Annotated in this window: 18 protein-coding genes; 5 read left to right on the top strand and 13 right to left on the bottom strand. The window is 62.5% G+C overall.

Features of this window, described 5'->3' with window-relative positions:
* Nucleotides 1–89: 89 nt before the first annotated feature.
* Nucleotides 90–1,355, bottom strand: coding sequence for an urea ABC transporter substrate-binding protein (urtA, locus tag JZ00_RS23215; protein ID WP_039593498.1), 1,266 nt, complete (start codon nucleotides 1,353–1,355; stop codon nucleotides 90–92).
* Between the two features lie 274 nt (nucleotides 1,356–1,629).
* Between urtA and JZ00_RS23210 the strand changes: the two genes are divergently transcribed.
* On the top strand, nucleotides 1,630–3,165 hold the full coding sequence (locus JZ00_RS23210) for a class I SAM-dependent methyltransferase (RefSeq protein ID WP_039593499.1): 1,536 nt from the start codon (nucleotides 1,630–1,632) through the stop codon (nucleotides 3,163–3,165).
* Here the strand turns inward: JZ00_RS23210 and JZ00_RS23205 are convergent.
* The 12 genes from JZ00_RS23205 to JZ00_RS23150 all read right to left on the bottom strand — a co-directional run bounded on the left by JZ00_RS23205 (nucleotide 3,140) and on the right by JZ00_RS23150 (nucleotide 15,410).
* A complete protein-coding gene (locus tag JZ00_RS23205) occupies nucleotides 3,140–4,150 on the bottom strand; it encodes a FecCD family ABC transporter permease (protein ID WP_039593500.1) in 1,011 nt (336 codons plus the stop codon). The genes JZ00_RS23210 and JZ00_RS23205 overlap by 26 nt on opposite strands.
* Nucleotides 4,147–5,094 carry an ABC transporter substrate-binding protein gene (locus JZ00_RS23200; RefSeq protein WP_039593501.1) on the bottom strand — a complete coding sequence of 316 codons (948 nt, stop codon included), beginning with the start codon at nucleotides 5,092–5,094 and terminating at the stop codon, nucleotides 4,147–4,149. The genes JZ00_RS23205 and JZ00_RS23200 overlap by 4 nt, the downstream gene beginning before the upstream one ends.
* A complete protein-coding gene (locus JZ00_RS23195; RefSeq protein ID WP_039593566.1) occupies nucleotides 5,091–5,879 on the bottom strand; it encodes an ABC transporter ATP-binding protein in 789 nt (262 codons plus the stop codon). The genes JZ00_RS23200 and JZ00_RS23195 overlap by 4 nt, the downstream gene beginning before the upstream one ends.
* A gap of 111 nt (nucleotides 5,880–5,990) precedes the next feature.
* Nucleotides 5,991–7,370 carry a PepSY-associated TM helix domain-containing protein gene (locus JZ00_RS23190; protein ID WP_039593502.1) on the bottom strand — a complete coding sequence of 460 codons (1,380 nt, stop codon included), beginning with the start codon at nucleotides 7,368–7,370 and terminating at the stop codon, nucleotides 5,991–5,993.
* 147 nt (nucleotides 7,371–7,517) lie between these two features.
* Complete coding sequence (locus tag JZ00_RS23185) at nucleotides 7,518–9,644, bottom strand: TonB-dependent copper receptor (RefSeq protein WP_039593503.1); 2,127 nt, start codon at nucleotides 9,642–9,644, stop codon at nucleotides 7,518–7,520.
* A gap of 84 nt (nucleotides 9,645–9,728) precedes the next feature.
* Nucleotides 9,729–10,112: a DUF2946 domain-containing protein gene (locus JZ00_RS23180; protein ID WP_039593567.1), complete on the bottom strand. Its 384-nt coding sequence runs from the start codon at nucleotides 10,110–10,112 to the stop codon at nucleotides 9,729–9,731.
* Nucleotides 10,113–10,171: 59 nt separating this feature from the next.
* The gene (locus tag JZ00_RS23175) at nucleotides 10,172–10,651 is read right to left on the bottom strand and encodes a copper chaperone PCu(A)C (RefSeq protein WP_039593504.1); all 480 of its coding nucleotides are present in this window, start codon (nucleotides 10,649–10,651) and stop codon (nucleotides 10,172–10,174) included.
* A 45-nt stretch (nucleotides 10,652–10,696) separates the two neighbouring features.
* Nucleotides 10,697–11,095 carry a DUF2946 domain-containing protein gene (locus JZ00_RS23170; RefSeq protein ID WP_039593505.1) on the bottom strand — a complete coding sequence of 133 codons (399 nt, stop codon included), beginning with the start codon at nucleotides 11,093–11,095 and terminating at the stop codon, nucleotides 10,697–10,699.
* Between the two features lie 274 nt (nucleotides 11,096–11,369).
* The gene (locus tag JZ00_RS23165) at nucleotides 11,370–12,092 is read right to left on the bottom strand and encodes a cobalt-precorrin-6A reductase (protein WP_039593506.1); all 723 of its coding nucleotides are present in this window, start codon (nucleotides 12,090–12,092) and stop codon (nucleotides 11,370–11,372) included.
* Nucleotides 12,089–13,186 carry a cobalt-precorrin-5B (C(1))-methyltransferase gene (locus JZ00_RS23160; RefSeq protein ID WP_039593507.1) on the bottom strand — a complete coding sequence of 366 codons (1,098 nt, stop codon included), beginning with the start codon at nucleotides 13,184–13,186 and terminating at the stop codon, nucleotides 12,089–12,091. The genes JZ00_RS23165 and JZ00_RS23160 overlap by 4 nt, the downstream gene beginning before the upstream one ends.
* Complete coding sequence (locus JZ00_RS23155) at nucleotides 13,179–14,390, bottom strand: bifunctional cobalt-precorrin-7 (C(5))-methyltransferase/cobalt-precorrin-6B (C(15))-methyltransferase (RefSeq protein ID WP_039593508.1); 1,212 nt, start codon at nucleotides 14,388–14,390, stop codon at nucleotides 13,179–13,181. The genes JZ00_RS23160 and JZ00_RS23155 overlap by 8 nt, the downstream gene beginning before the upstream one ends.
* A gap of 117 nt (nucleotides 14,391–14,507) precedes the next feature.
* Entirely contained in the window at nucleotides 14,508–15,410 is a 903-nt protein-coding gene (locus tag JZ00_RS23150) for a zeta toxin family protein (protein ID WP_039593509.1), read from the bottom strand.
* Between the two features lie 318 nt (nucleotides 15,411–15,728).
* Between JZ00_RS23150 and cobG the strand changes: the two genes are divergently transcribed.
* Genes cobG through cobJ form a run of 4 tightly spaced genes read left to right on the top strand, consistent with a single transcriptional unit; the run spans nucleotide 15,729 to nucleotide 20,167 of the window.
* Entirely contained in the window at nucleotides 15,729–17,120 is a 1,392-nt protein-coding gene (gene cobG, locus JZ00_RS23145; protein WP_152668464.1) for a precorrin-3B synthase, read from the top strand.
* Nucleotides 17,113–17,739 carry a precorrin-8X methylmutase gene (locus JZ00_RS23140; RefSeq protein ID WP_039593510.1) on the top strand — a complete coding sequence of 209 codons (627 nt, stop codon included), beginning with the start codon at nucleotides 17,113–17,115 and terminating at the stop codon, nucleotides 17,737–17,739. The genes cobG and JZ00_RS23140 overlap by 8 nt, the downstream gene beginning before the upstream one ends.
* Entirely contained in the window at nucleotides 17,739–18,470 is a 732-nt protein-coding gene (locus JZ00_RS23135) for a precorrin-2 C(20)-methyltransferase (protein ID WP_039593511.1), read from the top strand. The genes JZ00_RS23140 and JZ00_RS23135 overlap by 1 nt, the downstream gene beginning before the upstream one ends.
* A complete protein-coding gene (gene cobJ, locus JZ00_RS23130) occupies nucleotides 18,467–20,167 on the top strand; it encodes a precorrin-3B C(17)-methyltransferase (RefSeq protein ID WP_039593512.1) in 1,701 nt (566 codons plus the stop codon). The genes JZ00_RS23135 and cobJ overlap by 4 nt, the downstream gene beginning before the upstream one ends.
* The last annotated feature ends 382 nt before the right edge of the window (nucleotides 20,168–20,549 follow it).

Genomic DNA, 20,549 nt, shown 5'->3' with positions numbered 1-20,549 from the left:
TGCGCAAAACTTCTTTTGTGGGAGCGAGCAAGCCCGCTCCCACAAGGGAGTCGTGTCGGCCCGGGGATCCGGGGCCGACACCCATGGGCTCAGTTGCTCTTCACCGCGTAGTCAGGCTTCTTGTCGTTGCCTTCGATGAACGGGCTCCACGGTTGCGCGCGGATCGGCCCTTCGGTCTGCCAGACCACGTTGAACTGCCCGTCGGCCTGGATCTCGCCGATCATCACTGGCTTGTGCAGGTGATGGTTGGTCTTGTCCATGGTCAGGGTGTAGCCCGATGGTGCGGCGAAGGTCTGGCCGGCCAGGGCTTCGCGGACTTTGTCGACGTCGGTGGACTTGGCTTTTTCCACCGCTTGCGCCCACATGTGGATACCGACGTAAGTGGCTTCCATCGGGTCGTTGGTCACCGCTTTGTCGGCGCCAGGCAGGTTCTTGGCCTTGGCGTAGGCTTTCCACGAATCGACGAATTTCTTGTTCGCAGGGTTATCCACGGATTCGAAGTAGTTCCACGCCGCCAGGTTGCCCACCAATGGCTTGGTGTCGATGCCGCGCAGTTCTTCCTCGCCCACCGAGAACGCCACGACCGGCACGTCGGTGGCCTTCAGGCCCTGGTTCGCCAGTTCTTTGTAGAACGGCACGTTGGAGTCGCCGTTGACGGTGGAGATGACCGCGGTCTTGCCCCCAGCCGAGAATTTCTTGATGTTGGCCACGATGGTCTGGTAATCGCTGTGGCCGAACGGGGTGTAGACCTCTTCGATGTCCTTGTCTGCCACGCCTTTGGAGTGCAGGAACGAACGCAGGATCTTGTTGGTGGTGCGCGGGTAGACGTAGTCGGTGCCCAGCAGGAAGTAACGCTTGGCGCTGCCGCCTTCTTCGCTCATCAGGTATTCCACCGCCGGAATCGCCTGCTGGTTTGGCGCGGCGCCGGTGTAGAAGACGTTCGGCGACATTTCTTCGCCTTCGTATTGCACCGGGTAGAACAGCAGGCCATTGAGTTCTTCGAACACCGGCAATACGGATTTACGCGACACCGACGTCCAGCAGCCGAACACCACGGCGACCTTGTCCTGGGTCAGCAACTGCCGGCCCTTTTCGGCGAACAGCGGCCAGTTCGATGCCGGGTCCACGACTACCGCCTCAAGCTTCTTGCCGTTCACGCCACCCTTGGCGTTGATCTCATCGATGGTCATCAGCGCCATGTCCTTGAGGGACGTCTCGGAGATTGCCATGGTGCCGGACAGCGAATGCAGGATGCCGACCTTGATGGTTTCGGCGGCCTGGACGGTCCAGGCCATGCCCATCGCGGCAATGCTTGCCGAGAGTGTAAAAGCCTTGATCAAGCTACGACGCTTCATTGTGCGATCTCCATGGACTTATGAGTTTTTTTCGGTGGCAGATGCAAACGCTGAAGGCGCTTTTGCAAGGGATGTGCCCGGTCGGGAGAAGGCTTTGAAATGTGGGGCTGGCAGCGAGAGCGGAAAATGACGATGCACCATCAGTGACCGTATCGCGGGCGCTGGTGCAATCTGGTGCTCCGCATTGGGGCGTGGAATCGGATGAATCCAAGGTGAGATTCTCGACCGCACGACTATGCTGAATTTTTTACCGTGCTGAAGTGGAGAAGTCGGTTTGAATGACTCTGGCGTTGCAAGCTATTTTCTTCTCGATGAGACGGCGGTTTTCGACGTGTCGCCTGAAGTTGAATTGGCCGAGCATCCGCAATGGATGCATGTGACGCACCTGAGGGAAGGAAGGTATTCGCTGATTCTCACCGCTGGAGAGCATCTTCGAAGTAGCAAGTTGGAGGTGTTCTCTGATTCAACCTTATTCGTTCGTTTTTCGGCTGCTCTACCGAGCATCAGTTTGGATGGACTCACCTGTTCAGTTGTTTTTCTTGAAGACGGAACTCAGGCCGAGTTCCAAATAGGGATGTTTCATTTTTGCGGAGCAACTTCGCCGTCGGAATGGAGGACGGTGGATCTGGATTTGGCCTGGTTGGCGGGCAAGCGTGGCCGTCTCCTTGTCGCGTGTGGGCCCGGTGCAAAGAACGATCCTACGGCCGACTGGCTGGCGATAGCTGACTTGTGCGTCGCCAGGGAGGGAGAGAGGAAGGCGCTCTTGGCGAAAACACATCAATCATTGCGTATGGAAAACGAGATAGCACACTTCAGTAGCGTCTACCGGAACGCGTTTTACTCAAGCGTTCAGCAGCGACAGAGTGAAACTGCAAGGGGCGTTGTGCGCAAGGTTCGCCGATTGAATGGGCTGGCTCATGCGCCAGGGCAGGCTGCGCAGGCTGACATTGTCATACTGGAACCGTTTGAAGGTGAGGTCGCCTACGCTTATGCGACTCGTCTCCTGAGGGCGAACGTCCCGCAAGTCCCTCCCGATTTCCAAGCGAGGTTGCGCCAGAAAGTCTTGGACCACGGCGCAATAAAAGTCTTGTCCATCTGCAGCGGTGCCGCACGGATAGAGGCTGGTTTGTCAGCGGCTGTTCCCGAAGGTATCGAATGGTCACTGTTGGATATCAATGAAGACCTGCTCCAGATCGCGGCAAGGCAGTTTCCGCCAGGGACCGGTCTCGATTTGATCGTGGCGGATGCGAATAACCTGGTGCCTACCGATGAACAGTGGGACGTCATTATTTGTGTTTCGGCATTGCACCATTTGGTAGAGCTGGAAAAAGTCATGCTCTTTATCTCCCGCAGTTTGAAAAACGATGGCGAGTTCTGGAGTGTGGGCGAGGCCGTGGGACGTAACGGTAATCGCTTGTGGCCCGACGCGATAATTGCCGCCGATGCGGCGTTCTCGGCGTTGCCGGCGCGCTACCGGTTAAATGCCGATACCCAGGTTGTCGATGCTGTCATTCCAGACAAGGACCACTCGATTGGGTGCTTCGAGGGGATTCGAAGCGAGGACATTACTGCGCTCCTTGAACGTTGGCTGACGCCGGTAAATGTCTACCGCACCAATTGCTTCCTGTGGCGAATGGTCAACCTTGCCTACAGCGGGAATTTCAATCTTGAAAAAGCGCAGGACCGGGCGTTAGTCATCGATCTGGTTCGCGCCGAGCTTGGGCATTTTCGAAATGGAGGCCTTGGGACCGAGCTATTCGGCGTCTACCAAAAGAAGCACCTCTTCAGCGACGGCGCATCAGACCGATAAAGAACAGCCCGCCGATGGCCGCGGTAGCGACCCCAATCGGCAAGTCTTCCGGCGCGATCAACGTCCGCGCCGCCACGTCCACCCACACCAGGAACAGGCTGCCGAGCAACACGCAGGCCGGCAGCAACCGGCGATGCTCGGCGCCCACCAGGCGGCGGGCAATGTGCGGCACCATCAGCCCGACAAAGCCGATCGAACCGCTGATGGACACCAGCACACCGGTCATCAACGACGCGATCAGGAAAATCCACAACCGCACCTTCGCCGCGTTCAGGCCCAGGGTCACGGCGGTTTGTTCGCCCGCCATCAGCGCGTTCAGCGGCCGGGCCATGCCCAGCAGCAACACCAGCCCCAACCCGACGCTGGCGGCCGGCACGGCCAGCAGTTCCCAACGGGCCAGGCCCAGGCCGCCGAGCATCCAGAACATCACCGCCGAACTGGCGCGATGATCGCCCAGGAACAACAACAGGTTGGCCGCCGCCATCATCACGAAGGACACCGCCACGCCGCACAGCAACAGCCGATCGCTCTCCAGCCGGCCTTGGCGGGCGGCAATGGCCAATACCAGCAACATGCTCAGCAATGCGCCGATGAAGGCGGCGAGGGGTAGCGTCAGGAGCCCCATGATTTCACCGACATGCAACACAACGATGACCGCCCCCAGGGTCGCGCCGGAGGTGACGCCCAGCAGGTGCGGATCGGCCAGCGGGTTGCGCGTGACCGCTTGCAGCACCGCGCCGATCAGCGCCAGCCCCGCGCCCACCAAGGCGCCGAGCAACAGGCGCGGGACGCGGATCAGCCAGACAATATGTTCCTGGCCGGGCGTCCAATAGACCTCGCCCACACCGAAGGCCTTGTGCAGCAGCAGGTCCCAGACCACGGGCACCGGCACCCGCGCCGGCCCGAAGCCCAGTGACACCACGCATGACACCAGCAGCAGCGCACCGAGGAGCATCAGCAGGACGGCGTAGCGACGATCGTTCATTGGCCGTGGAAACCCCGCGCCAGGGTTTGCACCGCCAACACGTTATCGATGCCTGGGGTGGCTTGCACGTAGGGGATCACGATGAAGCGCCGCTGCTTGATCGCGTCGACTGACTGCAGGGCCGGGTTGTCCAGCAAGAATTGCTGCTTCTGCTCGGCGCTGACTTCACCGTAATCGACGATCACGATCACCTGCGGGTTGCGCTCGACCACGTTCTCCCAGTTCACCCGGGTCCAACTGGTTTGCACATCATCGAGGATGTTGCGTCCACCAGCCGCATCGATCAGGGCCTGGGGCATGCCGAGGCGGCCGGAGGTCATGGCCCGGTCTTCGCCGCTGTCATACAGGAACACACGTGGTCGCTCGGTTGGCAGTTGCTTGCGCACGTCGGCCACTTGGGCCTGCATCGTGGCGATCAGTGCATTGGCGCGATCCTGCACGTCGAAGATTTTCCCGAGGTTGCGCAGGTCGTTGTAGGTGTCCTCCAGCGAAGCTGCCGGACGCTTCATCACGAACGCGCAGGACTCGGTCAACTCGTAGACATTGATGCCCAGCGGTTGCAGGGTCTGCGGCGTCAGGTCGCCGCCCACCCGCATGCCGTAGTCCCAGCCGGCGAAGAAGAAATCGACGTTGGCATCGAGCAGGGTTTCCACCGAGGTATATTTGGCGGCCAGTTCCGGCAGGCCGTCGAGAATCCTGGCCATCTCGGGTGTCACCGATTTCCAGCCGCTGATGCCACTGTAGCCGACCATGCGCGGCTTGAGACCCAGGGCGAGCATCATCTGCGTCATGTTGATGTCATGGCTGACCGCATGGCGAGGGGCCTCGTTGAACACCACCGGGCGGTTGCAGCTCTGGATCGTCAACGGGTAGTGGGTGGCTTCCGCCAGGGCATGGGCGCTGCCCAGCAACAGCGGCAGCGACAGCAGGAAACGCAAGGTCATGGTTGGGTTATCCAAGTGATTCGTGGGTAGCCGGACAGCGGATGCTCGTCCACCAGGGCTTCGACGCCGAACACCTCGCGCAACAGCTCGGCGGTGAGGACATTTCTGGGCGTGCCGCTGGCGACAATGCGCCCGTGTTCGATCACATACAGGCGATCACAGAAGGCGGCGGCCAGGTTCAGGTCGTGCAGGCTGGCGAGGGTGCCGATGCCCAGGCCCTTGATCAGTTGCAGCAATTGCAATTGATAGCGCGGGTCGAGGTGGTTGGTCGGTTCATCGAGGATCAGCAACTGCGGCTGCTGGGCCAGGGCGCGGGCGAGGATCACCCGTTGCTTTTCGCCTCCCGACAGCGTGGCGAAGGCGTGATCGCCAAAGCCATCGAGTCCGGCCGATGCCAATGCCTGTCGTACCAGCCGGCGGTCTTCATGATTGTCGCTGTCGAACAACCCCTTGTAGGGCGTTCGACCCATGGCGACCACCTCTTCCACCGTCAGGCCGAAGGCGTCGGGGAATTCTTGCAGCACCACCGCGATGCGTTGGGCGCACCAGCGCGAGGACTGTTGCCAGAGGTTGTGATGTTCGAGTTTCACCTCGCCCTGTTCCGGTCGGCTGAAGCGATAGGCACAGCGCAACAGGCTGGTCTTGCCGCTGCCGTTGGGCCCGATCAACCCGACAAACTCCCCTGCCCCCACCTGCAGCGTGGCATCACGCAGCTGGAACTGGTGATGGCAATGGCCATGACCAAGGGGCGTCCAGGCGAGGTGAGAGAGGGTTAGGGAGGTCATGCATTCACTCAGCATTTGTTTTGAAACACAGTTCCTTTGAACGGTGTTCGTGGTTTGGAAAGCGGGCGCAATTGTAGAGGTTTCGCACCGCTTTCCGTTAACGCACTGTCTTCAGCTTGAAGATGAAGCGATCTCAGGCTGGCGATTGAACCGTGTGACGAGCCGGTCCAACAGCCACACCACCACCAGCGAAGCGCCCACCAGCGGGAACACCACCGCCAGGGCGAGCATGATGAATACTCCGGTTTTCCACGTCGGCAGATCGTGACGCAGTGGCGGTACACCGAGCTTGCCCTGGGGCCGGCGCTTCCACCAGATCACCAGGCCACTCACGGCGCTGAGCAGAATCATCAGGCAAACCAGCAACACGAGGATTTGGTTCAGCGGGCCGAACATCTTGCCTTCGTGCAGCATCACGCCGGTTTCGGTGGCGCGGGCCACGACGCTGTAGTGCTCCCAGCGCACATCAGCCAGGACCTTGCCGGTGTACTGGTCAACGTGCAGGGTCGCGTCGTTGCGCGGGTCATCGGCGAACACAGCGATGGTGAACACACCCGACGCGGTCGTTGGGAAGGTGATGCTGTAACCGGGCTCGACCTTGCGCGCCGTGGCGATGTCCTGCACCGCTTGCAGGCTGACGGTCGGCGCGGCGGGGCCTTCATGCATGCCGCCATGGGCCATGTGCTCGGCATGGTCGCCGGACATCGGCATCGGCGTATTTTCCATGGCCCAGGGTACGGTCTGGCGATGGGCGTTGTTGAGGCTGCCGGCCTCGACGTCGGACTTGGGCACCTCGTTCCACATCGCCGCCGGGAAGTGGTTCCAGAGGTCCGCGTATTGCTTGCCCCAGAAGCCGGTCCAGGTCATGCCACTGAGCAGCATCACCAGCAGGAACGCCGCGCCCCAGAAACCGACGACAACGTGCAAGTCACGCCAGAACAGCCGACCGCGCGCGCTCCAGCGCGGCCACAGCACGCCGGCCGACGATTGTCCGCGCGGCCACCACAGGTATAGGCCGGAGACCACCAGCACCACGCCCCAGCCGGCGGCCATTTCCACCAGCCGATCGCCGACGGTGCCGATCAGCAACTCGCCGTGGATCGCCCGGGCCATGGCTTGCAGGTTGCTCTTCGCATCCTGCTCGCCGAGGACGTCGCCGTGGTACGGGTCGATGAACACGTTCAGCTCCCGGCCCTTGTCGATCACCACGAACTGCGCGCTGCGCTCGGCGTTGACCGGGGGCAGGTACTGTTTGACCTGGCCTTCGGGGTAAGCCTGGTGGACCTGCTTGAGCAGGTCGTCGGCTGCGAGCGTGTGATGCCCGGCCGGGACGTTCAGCAGGCTGCCGTACATCAGCGGATCGAGTTGTGGCTTGAACAGGTAAATGATCCCGGTCAGGGCCAGCATCACCATGAACGGCGCCACGAACAGCCCGGCATAAAAATGCCAGCGCCAGGCCAGGTTGTAGAAATTGGGTTTCGGTTGGCTCATTAGAAAGCGCTCCGCAGGGCTAATTGGGTTGTTATGTTTTTGGCGGTTGCTGCGCAACCGCCCGGTGAGCCTTGGATAAACACAAACCTGTGGCGAGGGAGCTTGCTCCCTCGCCACAGAGTCAGGTGTCAGGCCTCGCCCGTGTTGTCAGAAACTCATATCCACCTTCGTCCAGAGCGTACGCCCCGGTTCGTTGATGGCTTGTGGGTCGCTTGCCGGGTAGCCGAACCCGGCGTTGCCGGCCAGGTTCAAGTGTTCGGCGTAGGCTTTGCCGAAGAGGTTGTCGACGCCGCTGCTGATCTTCCAATGCTGGTTGATGCGATAGGCACCGTTGAGCGAGAAGACCCCGAACCCCGAGCTTTTGCCGTAGTCCTTGCCGACGACGTTGCCTTTGTTTTCATCGACTCGGTGCTGCGCCGCCACCACCCGCCACAAGGCGCCGGCGCTCCAGCGGTCTTCGCTGTAGGTCAGGCCCAGGCGAGCGTCCAGCGGCGGCATCTGGGCCAGGGCGCTGCCGTCGCTGCTGTTCTTGCCCCAGGCATAGGCCAGGGTGGCATCGGCTTTCCAGCGCTCGCTCAGCTTGTAGGCCGCGCCAAGTTCACCGCCCATGATTCGCGCATCGATGTTCTCGGCCCGGGAGGTGGTGCCCATCATGCCGGGGGTGTAATCGAACAGGATGTAGTCGCGGACTTCCCCGACATAACCCGACGCCCAGGCCTCGAGGTTGTCGGTCTTGTATTGCAGGCCGAAGTCGAGTTGAGTGGTTTTCTCCGGCTTGATCGCGTCGAAGGCATTCAACGAACCGCTGGGGCCAACGTTCGCCGAGAACAGCTCCCAGTAGTCCGGGAAGCGTTGCGCGTGACCGACGCCGGCATAGAGGGTGGCGGGACTGTCGTCCAGGTCGTGTTCGTAGCGTAGGAATCCGCTGGGCAGTGTGTCGGCACGGGTGTCGCCGGCGGTGGGGTTGGGACGGGCCGACATACCGGAACCGATACTCTGGCGATAGTCCTTGGCCGAGGCGCGATCGAGCCGGGCGCCGGTGATCACTCGGTCGCGGTCGGCGGCGTACCAGGTCAGTTCGCCGAACCCCCCGTAATTGTGGAAGTCGGCATCCTTGGTGTACGGCAGCGCCTTGTAGGTATCCACGCCCATGCTGCTGCGTTGGCGATGTTCGTTGGTCTGGGCGTCGAGGCCGCTGATCAATTGCACATCGGCCCAGCGCCAGGTGGCCTTGATGCGGGCGCCGAGGGTGCGACGGTCGACGTTGGAGGCCATGGGCCCGGCCATCATCCCAGTGCCGGACGGGGTGCGCAGCGTGTAGTTGTCCATCACGTGGTCGGCGTAGTTGTAGTAGACCTGGGCCTCGACCTTGTCCAGCACCTCGCTAATGTTCGAGCGCTCGAAACGCAGCCCGAGGCTTTCGCGCTTGAACTGCGAGCCGTCCATGCCGCGCCCGGCGTAGCGCGCTTCACCGTCACCCTTGCCGGCCGTCAGCTCCAGCAGGGTATCGGTGTCCGGGGTCCAGCCGAGGGTGACGTCGCCATTCCACTTGTCATAGCGCGACGGCACGGTGTCATTGTTGCCGTCGCGGTAATCGTCCGAATGCGCGGTATTGCCGATCACCCGTACATAACCCAGCGGCCCACCGGCGGCGGCATCCACCACTTTGTCGAAGCGGCCGTTGGAGCCGGCCAGCACGCTGGCGTTGACCCGCGTGCCGAGCTCGCCGAACTGTTCCGGCTCGCGCTCGAACAGCACGGTCCCAGCCGAGGCACCGGGGCCCCAGAGCACGGTTTGCGGGCCTTTGATGACGGTGAGCTTGTCGTAGGTCTCCGGCGAGATGTAGGACGTCGGCGCGTCCATCCGGCCCGGGCAGGCACCCAGCAACATGCTGCCGTTGGTGAGGATGTTCAGCCGCGAGCCGAACATACCGCGCAACACCGGGTCGCCATTGGTGCCGCCGTTGCGCACCAGGGCGAAGCCGGGGATGGTCTTGAGGTAGTCGCCGCCATCGCTGGCCGGCACCGGTTGGCGCGGGTCCTTGGGGTTGGTGACGACGGTCAGCGGCGAGCTGGGCGCGATGGCGGTGATGACCGTCGGGCTCAGTTCTTCGACCTGATGGCCGTGATGCTCGTGCTCGTCGGCCACCGCGAACGGGGTGAGCAGCACGCCGCAAAGTGCGGTGAGGGTTTGGCGCAAACGAACCGGTGGCTCGTTCAGAGGGCAGCGGACCTGGGCAGAGCCCACAGCGATGCCAGCAGAAAACCTGGACATGATGATTCCATCGAACAGACGTAGACGACACGGTCGGGCAGCCTGGGGCTGTCTTTTGCGACCGGGGTGAGATAAGTGTCGGGCTTACGCGACGATGGGCGGTGCGCGGGTACGGGCACCGGGGAAGAATGCTGGCCGGGCATGACCCAGGCGTGGGGAAGGGCTGGTGTAGGTGTTGGTATGGGGTGTGTCGAAGGCGGCGAAGGTGTGGCCGCCCGGTAGCGCTGGGCAATTGAACAACAGGCTGCAATAACCGCACTTTTCCCACAGCGCATGGTGCTCGCTTTGTGGCGGGCAATGCTCGGCTGCCGGCGCTTCGTGCGCCGACATGTCCATGCCCATCTCCATGTTCATGCTCATAGGCATGGACATGCGTTGATCCATCGGCATCGACTGGGAAACCAGTGGACCAATGAAGATCATCAGCATGGCGAACAGGCTGATCCAGCTACCGCGGGTCAGGCTCATGGGCTGACGGCGGCGGTTGGGCAGGCTGGCGCGACGAGGTTGCATGGGGCGGCTACGTCTTACTGTTCGTGCTTATGCGTCTTGGTGCCGTCCGGTGCCTTTTTCTGCACTGCGACATCCACCGTGACATCCCCGGCCTTTTCGAAGTGCAGGGTCATGGGGAAACGCTTGCCGTCGCTGAGCAGGCTGCGGTCCTTCAGGTCCAGCAGCATCACGTGATAAGCCATCGGCGCGAAGGTGATGGTCGCACCGGGGGCGATGGCCACGACGGGCACCGGTTGCATTTTCATCAGGTCGTTTTGCATCACATGCTCATGGAGCTCGGCCTTGCCGGCGATGGGCGAGTCGACGCTGAGCAGTTTGTCTGCGGTCGTGCCACTGTTGTGGATGACGAAATACGCAGCCACGGTCGGCGCGTTGGGCGGCAATTCCTGGGACCATGGATGGGCGATCTCAAGCTCGCCCGCTTTGTATTGGTGAGCTTGGGCGAAGCCAATGGGAAGCAGCAGGGCGGCCAGCAGGATAAGTCTGTTCAACATGGCAGTTCTCCGGAACGATTCAGGACGCAGGTGTGTGCGGAAGAATCAGGCCAGAGGCGAGGCGCGAGGATTGAGACTGGGCCATTGCTGGCGCGGCGTGGGGGAGTCGAGCTGTGAATGGACGGTATTGCGAGGGGCCCGTTGTGCGTCCAGATACAACTGCGGCGCATGTCCGGCGAGCGCCACCAACGGCGCCGGACCTGAGCAGCACCAGCAATGCTGCATCGTCGAATGATTGTCCTGTTGCGGCGTGCCCTGTTCGAACGTGCCCAAGGAAATCGCCACCATTTTCGTGCCGCTGGATGAGCAGAAACTGCCCCACAACAGCTGCTCGGCTGGTGCATCAGCGGTCGCGCCACCGCTGTTGGAAAGCGGCATGGCAAGCATGTTGAACAGCACTGCGAAGCAGGCGATCCAGGCAAATGCAAGCCGTTGTCGGGACATGGGGCAATCCGCTCGGTTGGGCGATCAGGTGGCGGTATTTAGCCTGATCGGGGGGCAGAAGTAAAAAGGCCACGTGCGGTGTAGGGTCGCAGGGCTGGTGTTAACAGTAGCAATAGATCTTCAAGTAGGCGCTTTTGTGGCGAGGGAGTCCCCGCCGCCGAGCGAAGCGAGGCTGCGATCTTTTCCCTCGGCACTTGAGTCTCAAGCGAAGATCAAAAGATCGCAGGCTTCGCCAGCTCCTACAGAGCTCTGCGGGAGCGAGGGCTGGAGACTGTCAGACCAACTGCCGCAGCCCCTGCAACACCTCATCCACCGTGCCAAACTCCCGATCTACCCCCGCCAACACCGGCCGCTTCAACACCAACACCGGTACCCCCCGCTCCCGCGCCACGTCCAGCTTCGGCTCGGTAGCCATGCTGCCGCTGTTCTTGCTCACCAGCACATCGATCCGCCGCCGTTCAAACAGCTCACGCTCGCCCTCGATGTGAAACGGTCCGCGGGCGCCAATCACTTCGCAGCGTTCATTGCCGGGGTAAACGTCCAGGGCTCGCAAGGTCCAGAATTGCTCTGGCGGGATTTCATGCAGGTGTTGCAGTGGCTCACGGCCGAGGGTGAACAGGGGGCGGTGGAAGGGTTGCAGGGCATGGATCAGTTCGGCCCAGTCGACCACTTCGCGCCAGTCATCGCCGGCCCGGGGCTGCCATGCCGGACGGCGCAGCGCCCAGCAGGGGACGCCACAGGCGCGGGCAGCATGGGCCGCGTTGTGGCTGATTTGCGCGGCGTAGGGGTGGGTCGCATCCAGCAGCAGGTCGATGCCCTCGGCGCGGATGAATTGCGCCAGCCCTTGGGCGCCGCCGTAGCCGCCGACGCGCACCTGGCAGGTCAGGTCGGTGGGGATGCGACCGATGCCTGCCAGGCTGTAGATGTGCTGGGGGCCGAGGGTGCGGGCGATGGCCAGGGCTTCGGTGACCCCACCGAGCAGCAGGATGCGTTTCATGAGAAGGCTCCGGCGTGACCGACGATCCCGCCCTGGCGGTCGATGGCGAAGACTTCGACCTGGACCTGGGCCGGCACCACACTGCGGGCGAACGCCAGCGCGTGTTCACACACCGCGTCACCGAGGGCGATGCCGGCGGCACTGGCCATCGCCAGGGCTTGCTGGCTGGTATTGGCCTCCCGGATGCCTTGCTGCAAAACCTCATCGGCACCGATCGCGGCGGCCCATTCGGCCAGTTGCGGCAGGTCGATGCTCGAGTGGCGGCTGTGCAGGTCCATGTGGCCGGCGGCGAGTTTGCTGATCTTGCCAAAGCCGCCGCAGAGGCTGAGTTTTTCCACCGGCACCTTGCGCACATGCTTGAGCACGGCGCCCACGAAGTCACCCATTTCGATCAGGGCGATTTCCGGCAGGTTGTAGACCCGGCGCATGGTGTCTTCGCTGGCGTTGCCGGTGCAGGCTGCGATGTGCAGGTAGCCGTTGGTTTTCGCCACGTCGATGCCCTGGTGGATCGAGGCAATGTAGGCCGCGCAGGAAAAGGGCCGGACGATGCCGCTGGTGCCGAGGATCGACAGGCCGCCGAGAATACCCAGTCGCGGATTCATGGTTTTCAACGCCAGGGCTTCGCCGCCCTCGACATTGACTGTGACTTCGAAACCACCGGCGTAGCCGTTTTCCTCGGCCAATCGGCCCAAGTGATCGTTGATCATCTGGCGTGGCACCGGGTTGATCGCCGGCTCACCGACCCCCAGCACCAATCCCGGCCGCGTCACCGTGCCCACGCCGCGCCCGGCGACGAAGCGCACGCCGGGTTCGACGGTCAAGCGCACCTGGGAAAACAACAGGGCGCCGTGGGTCACGTCCGGGTCATCGCCGGCGTCCTTGATCGTCCCTGCCTCGGCGCCTTGTGCGGTCAAACGGCAGAACTCCAGGCGCATCTGCACCTGCTTGCCCTTGGGCAGGATGATTTCCACGGCGTCGGCTTCGGTGCCGCGCAGCAGTAATCGAGCGGCCGCCAGGCTGGTGGCGGTGGCGCAGCTGCCGGTGGTCAGGCCGCTGCGCAGGGGGGCGGGTTGTTCGGCGGTTTCGTCACGCATCGAGAGGTTTCGTCAGGTCCAGCAAGGTGATCGGCAGCGCCTGGCGCCAAGTGTCGAATTCGCCCAAGGGCTGGGCCTGGGCGATGTGGATGCGGGTCAGCTCACCGCCGTGACGTTCGCGCCAGTGCATGAGGGCCGTTTCGCTTTGCAGGGTCACGGCGTTGGCGACGAGCCGACCGCCGGGTTTGAGTTGGGCCCAGCAGGTGTCCAATACGCCCTCACGGGTGACGCCGCCACCGATGAACACCGCGTCTGGCCGTTCGAGGTTTTCCAACGCCTGCGGGGCGCTGCCGCGGATCAATTGCAGGCCCGGCACGCCGAGGGTGTCGCGGTTGCGTTCGATCAGGCCTTGGCGGCCTTCGTCGGCTTCGATGGCCAGCGCTCGGCAACTGGGGTGGGCGCGCATCCATTCGATGCCGATGGAGCCGCTGCCGGCGCCGACATCCCACAATAGTTCACCGGGCGTCGGCGCGAGACGGGCCAGGGTGATGGCGCGCACGTCGCGCTTGGTCAGCTGGCCGTCATGTTCGAACGCGCTGTCCGGTAGGCCGGCCAGGCGTGACAGGGAGCGCGTCGAGGGTTCGGCAAGGCATTCGATAGCGATCAGGTTCAGGTCGGCGACGGTCTCATCGTGCCATTGCGCCGCAGTGCTTTCGATCCGTCGTTCTGCTGAACCGCCCAGATGCTCCAGGACGGTTATGGGGCTCGGACCGAATCCGCGTTCACGCAGCAACGTGGCCACGGCGGCAGGGCTGTGGCGATCGTTGCTCAGCAGCAACAGCCTGACGCCTGTGGATAAATGCACATTGAGCGCCGCCAGAGGGCGGGCCACCAGCGACAGCGTGACCACGTCCTGCAACGGCCAGCCCATGCGCGCCGCGGCCAGCGAACAAGAAGACGGCGCTGGGATGATCAGCATTCGATCACTTGGCACCTGTCTGGCCAGGCTGGCGCCCACGCCATAGAACATCGGATCCCCACTGGCCAGCACGCACACCGGTTCGTCCTGCCGAGCCAGCAGCGGTTCCAGGGAAAACGGGCTGGGCCACAGCTCCCGCTCGCCGCGGATACACAGTGGCAACAGTTCCAACTGGCGCGCGCTGCCCAGAATCCGTGACGCCCGCAGCAAGGCATGGCGAGCCGTCCGGCCCAGGCCCTTGAAGCCGTCTTCACCGATGCCCACTACGGTCAGCCAGGGGGTCATCTCTGTTCCTCGAATAGATGGGGTTGATCGACAGGCGTATGCCGCCGCGAACCGGGCCGCCATCATACCGTGCCCCTCAGGTTAAGGCGCGACCCTGTGGGCGCGGTTTGGTTGGGGCTATCGATACACATACCTGAGGATATAGCTGTAAAGATCGTGATACAGGGAGTCGGGCATCGGTGTAGTCGATGTCTGAGTCGCGAGTAGCGCCCGATGACATTCCTTTACCATTTCTTCTCGGTCCTTCAGTTCATAGATAGGACGACGGGTGGTTGTTTCAAAAAGACTCGCATAATTTTGCTGGTCCCCAGAGATGATCAAGTCTCTCTCCGCATCTTTGGTATAAGTGCTCCGCGCGCGTAAACGTCGTTCTTTGAACGCGCCAAATCCACGTTCATAAAAATAGAACGTCGAACCGCTGACTGCTTGAGTGGCCGTCTCCAGCGCAGGAAGGGCCGCTTTGGCATGGTCCAGGCTTGCATCGAGCATCGGCACAGTGACGAACCTTTCCATTTCACCCACCTGGATGCTCTTAAAGGCTCTCTTGATGCTGGATAAATGAGCGAAGTCCTTGCAACAGGCGACGACATGCGTTTCGAACTGATAGCCGGCCTTCGTTGCCGCTGGAGGAAAAGCTGCGAAACCCAGGCTGTCGAAGGCTGCCTCCATGACGATGTTGTATTTTTGAGCGAATGCCCTTTCGAAGATTTTGCTGCCAATGTCCCGAATGAACGCTTCGGTGTGCTCGTAAGCGTGCAGAACACCGTGTTCTATGAGTCTTGTGTAGCGGGGATGTTTTTCTCGGTATTCGGGCAGGTACAGCCGAACATAATTGTCGTAGCGCCCGGAGGGCAGCAGACTTTTTTCCAACAGGTAGGTTTTGCCCGAGCTTTGCAGGCCAGCGACGACGAGAATCTTGGGTATTGGCTCTGCGGTGACGTCTTTGAACAGTGCGAGGGCGATGTCATCAAATGCCGCTGTGAGTTCTTGTTCAGTGTAGTTTTTTGAATCTTCTGACATATCTCGATTTCCTTATCGATTATGAAGTAACTGACTGCCTTATGAATAAAGCGAAGTTTCTCTGTTTGTTCAAAGACGCCTTTGTGTCGAGGTATGTATTTGTTTGGTAAGGTAAAAATCATACGGCGGTTGGGCAGATGAGCCGCGCGGGATACCCCGTAATCTTCAAACTCCATGGGGATTTTCTTGCTCGCGATGGCTGCGTCACGTTTTTCAGGCAGGCCGCTTTCGCGAGCAGGCTCGCTCCCTCAGGGGATTTTGTGGTGAACCAGGGATTTGTGTACCCCGCCATCAGCTAATCCGACCAGCAAGCTTTTCATGACCCCCGGCAAAGCAGGCATAATGGCGACCCCTCGCCGTCGTGGCGTTTTCTTACCTGCCGGTCCAGCCTTGAACGAACGTCCATCTTCCAGCGTCGTACGCCCCTCCGGTTGCCCGGGATTGCTGCGTGTCGTCCAGGCGCTGGACGGCGGGATATGTCGAATCAAGCTCGATGGTGGTTCCATCCTGGCGGATCAGGCCGACGCCGTGGCCACTGTGGCCGAGCGGTTCGCCGATGGCGTGATCGAGGCGACCAACCGGGCCAACCTGCAGATCCGTGGGATCGGGCCGCAGCAAGACGCGCTGATCGCTCCATTGCTGGCCGCCGGGCTTGGCCCGCGCAACCCGGCCGGCGATGACGTGCGCAACCTGATGCTCAGCCCCTCGGCCGGGATCGATCGGCAGATGCTGTTCGACACGCGCCCGTTGGCCGAGCAGATCCTCGTTTCCCTGCAAACCCATGAGCGTTTCCATGAGCTGTCGGCCAAGTTCGCCGTGCAACTGGACGGTGGCGAAGCGCTGGCGATGCTCGAACATCACCATGATCTTTGGTTGTCGGCGCTGGCCGGCGACGGCAAGCCTTGGCTGGCCTTCGGCTTGGCCGGTGTCCCGCTGGACAAGCCGGCAGGCCGGGTGCCCCTGGCCCAGGGGCATGCCCTGGTGGTGGCGGTGCTGGAGCTGTTTCTCGACCTGGCCCGCCCGGACCAGAACCGCATGCGCCACTTGCTGGCGGACATCCCCGCGGATGAACTCCTGGCTCGGTTGGCTCGCCGCGTGCCGCTGCAACCTTGCCCGGATTGGCAGCGGGGTGCGTCCATCGATGGCCTGCACATCGGCGTCCATTCCCAGTACGACGACCGCGTTTACGTCGGTGCGGTGGCACCCTTGGGCCGGCTTGATGCAGCGATGCTACGAGGAGTGGCGCAACTGGCGCGAGAGAAGGGCGATGGCAGCCTTCGCTTCAGCCCTTGGCAAAGCCTGTTGCTGCCCAACGTGCGCCGCGAATATGCCGATGAAGTGCTGGCGCGGCTTGAGCAACTGGGGTTTTTAGCTTCGAGCGATCAGCCCCTGGCGCAACTCATCGCCTGCACCGGTTCCAGTGGCTGCGCCAAGGCCTTGGCCGACACCAAGGCCGACGCCCGCCGACTGGCCGAGCGGCTGCAAGGACGAGGGCAGGCGCTAGAATTCCATCTTTCCGGTTGCCCGCGATCCTGCGCGGCGGCCCATATCGCGCCTGCCACCTTGCTGGCGGTCGCCCCCGGTCGTTATGACCTGTATTTTCGCGATGCCACGCTGCCGGGTTTCGGCGCGTTGCAGGCACACAATCTGACTATCGAAGCGCTCGACCACTGGCTCGACGCTCACCCCCGGAGCCCCCTTGATGCTTGATTACATCCGCGACGGCCAGGAGATCTATCGCAACTCCTTCGCGATCATCCGCGCCGAGGCCAACCTGGCGCGCATTCCGGCCGATCTGGAAAAACTCGCGGTGCGGGTGATCCACGCCTGCGGCATGGTCGAGGCGGTCGATGGCCTGCAGTTTTCCGAGGGCGCTGGCACGGCCGGGCGCCAGGCGTTGGCCGCCGGCGCACCGATCCTGTGCGACGCGCGGATGGTCTCCGAAGGCGTGACCCGAGCCCGCCTGCCGGCCAACAATCCAGTGATCTGTACCCTGCGCGATGAGCGCGTCCCGGCGTTGGCCGAAGAACTGGGCAACACCCGTTCGGCGGCGGCGCTGGAGCTGTGGCGACCGCACCTGGAGGGCAGCGTCGTGGTCATCGGCAACGCGCCGACCGCGCTGTTCTACCTGCTGGAAATGCTCGACGCCGGCGCGCCGAAACCGGCCCTGATCCTCGGCTTCCCGGTGGGTTTCGTCGGCGCCGCCGAATCCAAGGCCGCGCTGGCGGCCAACAGCCGGGGCGTGCCGTTCGTGATCATGCAAGGTCGCCTGGGCGGCAGTGCCATGGCTGCCGCCGCCGTCAACGCCCTTGCCACGGAGATCGAATGATGCAGCAGCCTGGACGTCTGATCGGCCTCGGCGTGGGGCCCGGTGACCCGGAACTGATTACAGTCAAGGCACTGCGCTTGTTGCGCGAATCGCCCGTGGTGGCGTACTTCGTCGCCAAGGGCAAGAAGGGCAACGCCTTCGGCATCATCGAAGCCCATCTGCAAGACGTGCAGACGTTGCTGCCGCTCGTCTACCCAGTCACCACCGAAGTGCTGCCGGCGCCGTTGTCCTATGAACAGGTGATCGCCGATTTCTACGACACCGCCGCCGAGCAATTGGCCGTGCACTTGGACGCAGGGCGTGACGTGGCGGTGATTTGCGAGGGCGATCCGTTCTTCTACGGTTCCTACATGTACCTGCATGATCGCTTGGCCGAGCGTTACATCGCCGAAGTCATCCCTGGGGTGTGCTCGATGCTCGGTGGCGCCTCGGTGCTCGGTGCGCCGCTGGTCTATCGCAACCAGAGCTTGTCGGTGCTCTCCGGTGTCTTGCCCCACGACGATCTCAAGCGCCGCCTGGCCGACGCCGACGCCGCCGTCATCATGAAGCTGGGACGCAATTTCCCCAAGGTTCGCCAGGTGCTCCAGGAACTGGGCATGGACGGGCGGGCGTTGTATGTGGAACGGGCCACCATGGCCAACCAGAAAATCGTGCCGCTGGATGAAGTGGAACCAATGTCCTCGCCGTATTTCTCGCTGATCATTGTCCCTGGCGAACGGTGGCAGGGATGACTCCAACGGTTGCGGCAATTGTCATCCTCGGCCAGGGCAGCCTGGCGACGGCCCGACGAATCCAACAGCGTTATCCCGGGGCTTTGATCCACGGCCTGGCCGGTCGGGTCGAGGGCTGTGATCGTCAATACACCGAGTTCGGCGCAACACTTCGCCAGCTCTATCAGCAAGATTCGCCGATCATCGCCCTGTGCGCGGCCGGCATCGTCATCCGCACCTTGGCGCCGCTGTTGCTGGAGAAGGGCGTCGAGCCGCCGGTGCTCGCGGTGGCCGAGGACGGCAGCGCCGTGGTGCCGTTGCTGGGTGGCCTGGGCGGGGTGAATGTCATGGCCCGGGAGATTGCGACAGCGCTGCAAGTCGCCCCGGCGATCACCACCAGCGGCGAATTGCGTTTCGGCACGTGCCTGCTCAACCCGCCAAGCGGCTACAGCCTCGGCGACCTGGAGCAGGGCAAGCGCTTTGTGTCCGATCTGCTGGCCGGTGAACCGGTGCGAATCGAAGGCGCGGCGCCGTGGCTGGATCAGGCTCAATTGCCGCAGGATGCGCAGGCGCGGCTGGCGATTCGTATCGACAGTGCCGCAGGCGCGCCGGCGGCGGACGAGTTACGGATCTATCCGCGCAATGTCGTGATTGCAGTAGGTGCCGGCACGGCGGATGTCTCCACGGTTATTGCCCAAGCGCTGGCCCAGGCTGATCTCGCGGAGCAGTCGCTGGCCTGTCTGTTGGCGGCGGACAGCGACATGGCGCGTCCAGAACTGCAGCAAGCGGCTTCGGCCCTGGGCGTACCGTTGCGATTCGTCGAGCCCGTGGGCGATGTCGCGCAGTGGCTGGAAGATGCCTTGGGCCAGTCGGTATCGATCCAGGCCGTGGGCAGCATTGCCATTGCCGTCGCCGCAAAACCCCTCGACCCGCAACGGATCGGCCGCGCGCGAGGGCGCCTGGCGGTGATCGGCCTGGGCCCTGGCGCCGCTGAGCTGATGGTGCCGGCCGTGCGCGCCGAACTTGACCGCGCCACCGACGTGCTGGGGTATGAGACCTATGTGCGCTTGGCCGGTCCTTTCCGTGCCGACCAGGTGCAACACTGCACCGACAATCGTGAAGAGATGCAGCGCGCCCGGCATGCCTTTGAACTGGCAGCCCAGGGGCGTTCGGTGGTGGTGGTGTCCTCCGGCGATCCTGGCGTATTCGCCATGGCGGCGGCGGTGCTCGAAGCACTGCATGAGTCCAGTGATCCGGCCTGGCACCAGGTGGATCTGGAGATCCTGCCGGGCGTATCCGCTTCCCTCGCCACGGCCGCCCAGGCCGGCGCACCACTGGGGCATGACTTCTGCGTGATGTCGCTGTCGGACAACCTCAAGCCCTGGTCGATCATTGAGAAGCGCCTGGACCTTGCGGCGCAAGCCGACCTTGCACTGGCGTTCTACAACCCCATCTCGCGTGCTCGTCCATGGCAGTTGGGGCGGGCGCTGGAGATCGTCGCGCAACATCGCACACCGGACACTCCTGTCGTCCTGGGGCGTGACATTGGCCGGCCCGGCCAGACCTTGCGCGTCACGACACTGGGGCAATTGACGCCGGATCAGGTGGACATGCGGACCCTGGTGATCGTGGGCTCTTCCACGACCTGCGTGTTCCCTCGCGCCGAGGGTGGCCACTGGGTGTACACACCGCGCTGGTATGGCGACAAACCGCTCTGACAGATTCAGGCGGTGTTTTTTCTTACTATTGTTTTCCTGCAACTAACGCATAAAGCCCCGTTCAATCAATTGAACGGGGCTTTATGCGTTAGTTGCAGGTATTAGTTCTGATGCCTGCCGGCGCGGTGAGGATGTGCTTGTAATATCTCAACTTGTTTTATTTGGAAAATCTTTGGAAGCCTTGGTTTGTTGTGGTGTTTCATCTGGGTGAAGTATGTTGGTCTCGATCAGTATTGCTCTGAGGGTGATGAGTTGGTTTGAAAGCTCGCTCGGGTGAGTAATTATTTCTCGATTTCAGTTTTTTGTTTTTTAGTGCTGGTGTGTCTGCCGATGCTCATGGTGTCGGTTGTGCGTACTTGCTTGTTTGCAATAAAGGGATGTG

This window comes from Pseudomonas frederiksbergensis (assembly GCF_000802155.2).
Lineage (GTDB): Bacteria > Pseudomonadota > Gammaproteobacteria > Pseudomonadales > Pseudomonadaceae > Aquipseudomonas > Aquipseudomonas frederiksbergensis_A.
Note: the sequence above shows the minus strand (reverse complement) of the source record. Positions and strands in the feature narration are given on the sequence as shown.

What these genes read in the sequence shown, in the direction of transcription:
- JZ00_RS23150 (WP_039593509.1), bottom strand. Translation starts at nt 15,410, where the DNA reads ATGTCAGAAGATTCAAAAAACTACACTGAACAAGAACTCACAGCGGCA.
- JZ00_RS23170 (WP_039593505.1), bottom strand. Translation starts at nt 11,095, where the DNA reads ATGTCCCGACAACGGCTTGCATTTGCCTGGATCGCCTGCTTCGCAGTG.
- JZ00_RS23160 (WP_039593507.1), bottom strand. Translation starts at nt 13,186, where the DNA reads ATGCGTGACGAAACCGCCGAACAACCCGCCCCCCTGCGCAGCGGCCTG.
- JZ00_RS23135 (WP_039593511.1), top strand. Translation starts at nt 17,739, where the DNA reads ATGCAGCAGCCTGGACGTCTGATCGGCCTCGGCGTGGGGCCCGGTGAC.
- cobJ (WP_039593512.1), top strand. Translation starts at nt 18,467, where the DNA reads ATGACTCCAACGGTTGCGGCAATTGTCATCCTCGGCCAGGGCAGCCTG.
- JZ00_RS23195 (WP_039593566.1), bottom strand. Translation starts at nt 5,879, where the DNA reads ATGACCTCCCTAACCCTCTCTCACCTCGCCTGGACGCCCCTTGGTCAT.
- JZ00_RS23155 (WP_039593508.1), bottom strand. Translation starts at nt 14,390, where the DNA reads ATGACCCCCTGGCTGACCGTAGTGGGCATCGGTGAAGACGGCTTCAAG.
- JZ00_RS23205 (WP_039593500.1), bottom strand. Translation starts at nt 4,150, where the DNA reads ATGAACGATCGTCGCTACGCCGTCCTGCTGATGCTCCTCGGTGCGCTG.
- urtA (WP_039593498.1), bottom strand. Translation starts at nt 1,355, where the DNA reads ATGAAGCGTCGTAGCTTGATCAAGGCTTTTACACTCTCGGCAAGCATT.
- cobG (WP_152668464.1), top strand. Translation starts at nt 15,729, where the DNA reads ATGACCCCCGGCAAAGCAGGCATAATGGCGACCCCTCGCCGTCGTGGC.
- JZ00_RS23175 (WP_039593504.1), bottom strand. Translation starts at nt 10,651, where the DNA reads ATGTTGAACAGACTTATCCTGCTGGCCGCCCTGCTGCTTCCCATTGGC.
- JZ00_RS23190 (WP_039593502.1), bottom strand. Translation starts at nt 7,370, where the DNA reads ATGAGCCAACCGAAACCCAATTTCTACAACCTGGCCTGGCGCTGGCAT.
- JZ00_RS23140 (WP_039593510.1), top strand. Translation starts at nt 17,113, where the DNA reads ATGCTTGATTACATCCGCGACGGCCAGGAGATCTATCGCAACTCCTTC.
- JZ00_RS23165 (WP_039593506.1), bottom strand. Translation starts at nt 12,092, where the DNA reads ATGAAACGCATCCTGCTGCTCGGTGGGGTCACCGAAGCCCTGGCCATC.
- JZ00_RS23200 (WP_039593501.1), bottom strand. Translation starts at nt 5,094, where the DNA reads ATGACCTTGCGTTTCCTGCTGTCGCTGCCGCTGTTGCTGGGCAGCGCC.
- JZ00_RS23180 (WP_039593567.1), bottom strand. Translation starts at nt 10,112, where the DNA reads ATGAGCCTGACCCGCGGTAGCTGGATCAGCCTGTTCGCCATGCTGATG.
- JZ00_RS23185 (WP_039593503.1), bottom strand. Translation starts at nt 9,644, where the DNA reads ATGTCCAGGTTTTCTGCTGGCATCGCTGTGGGCTCTGCCCAGGTCCGC.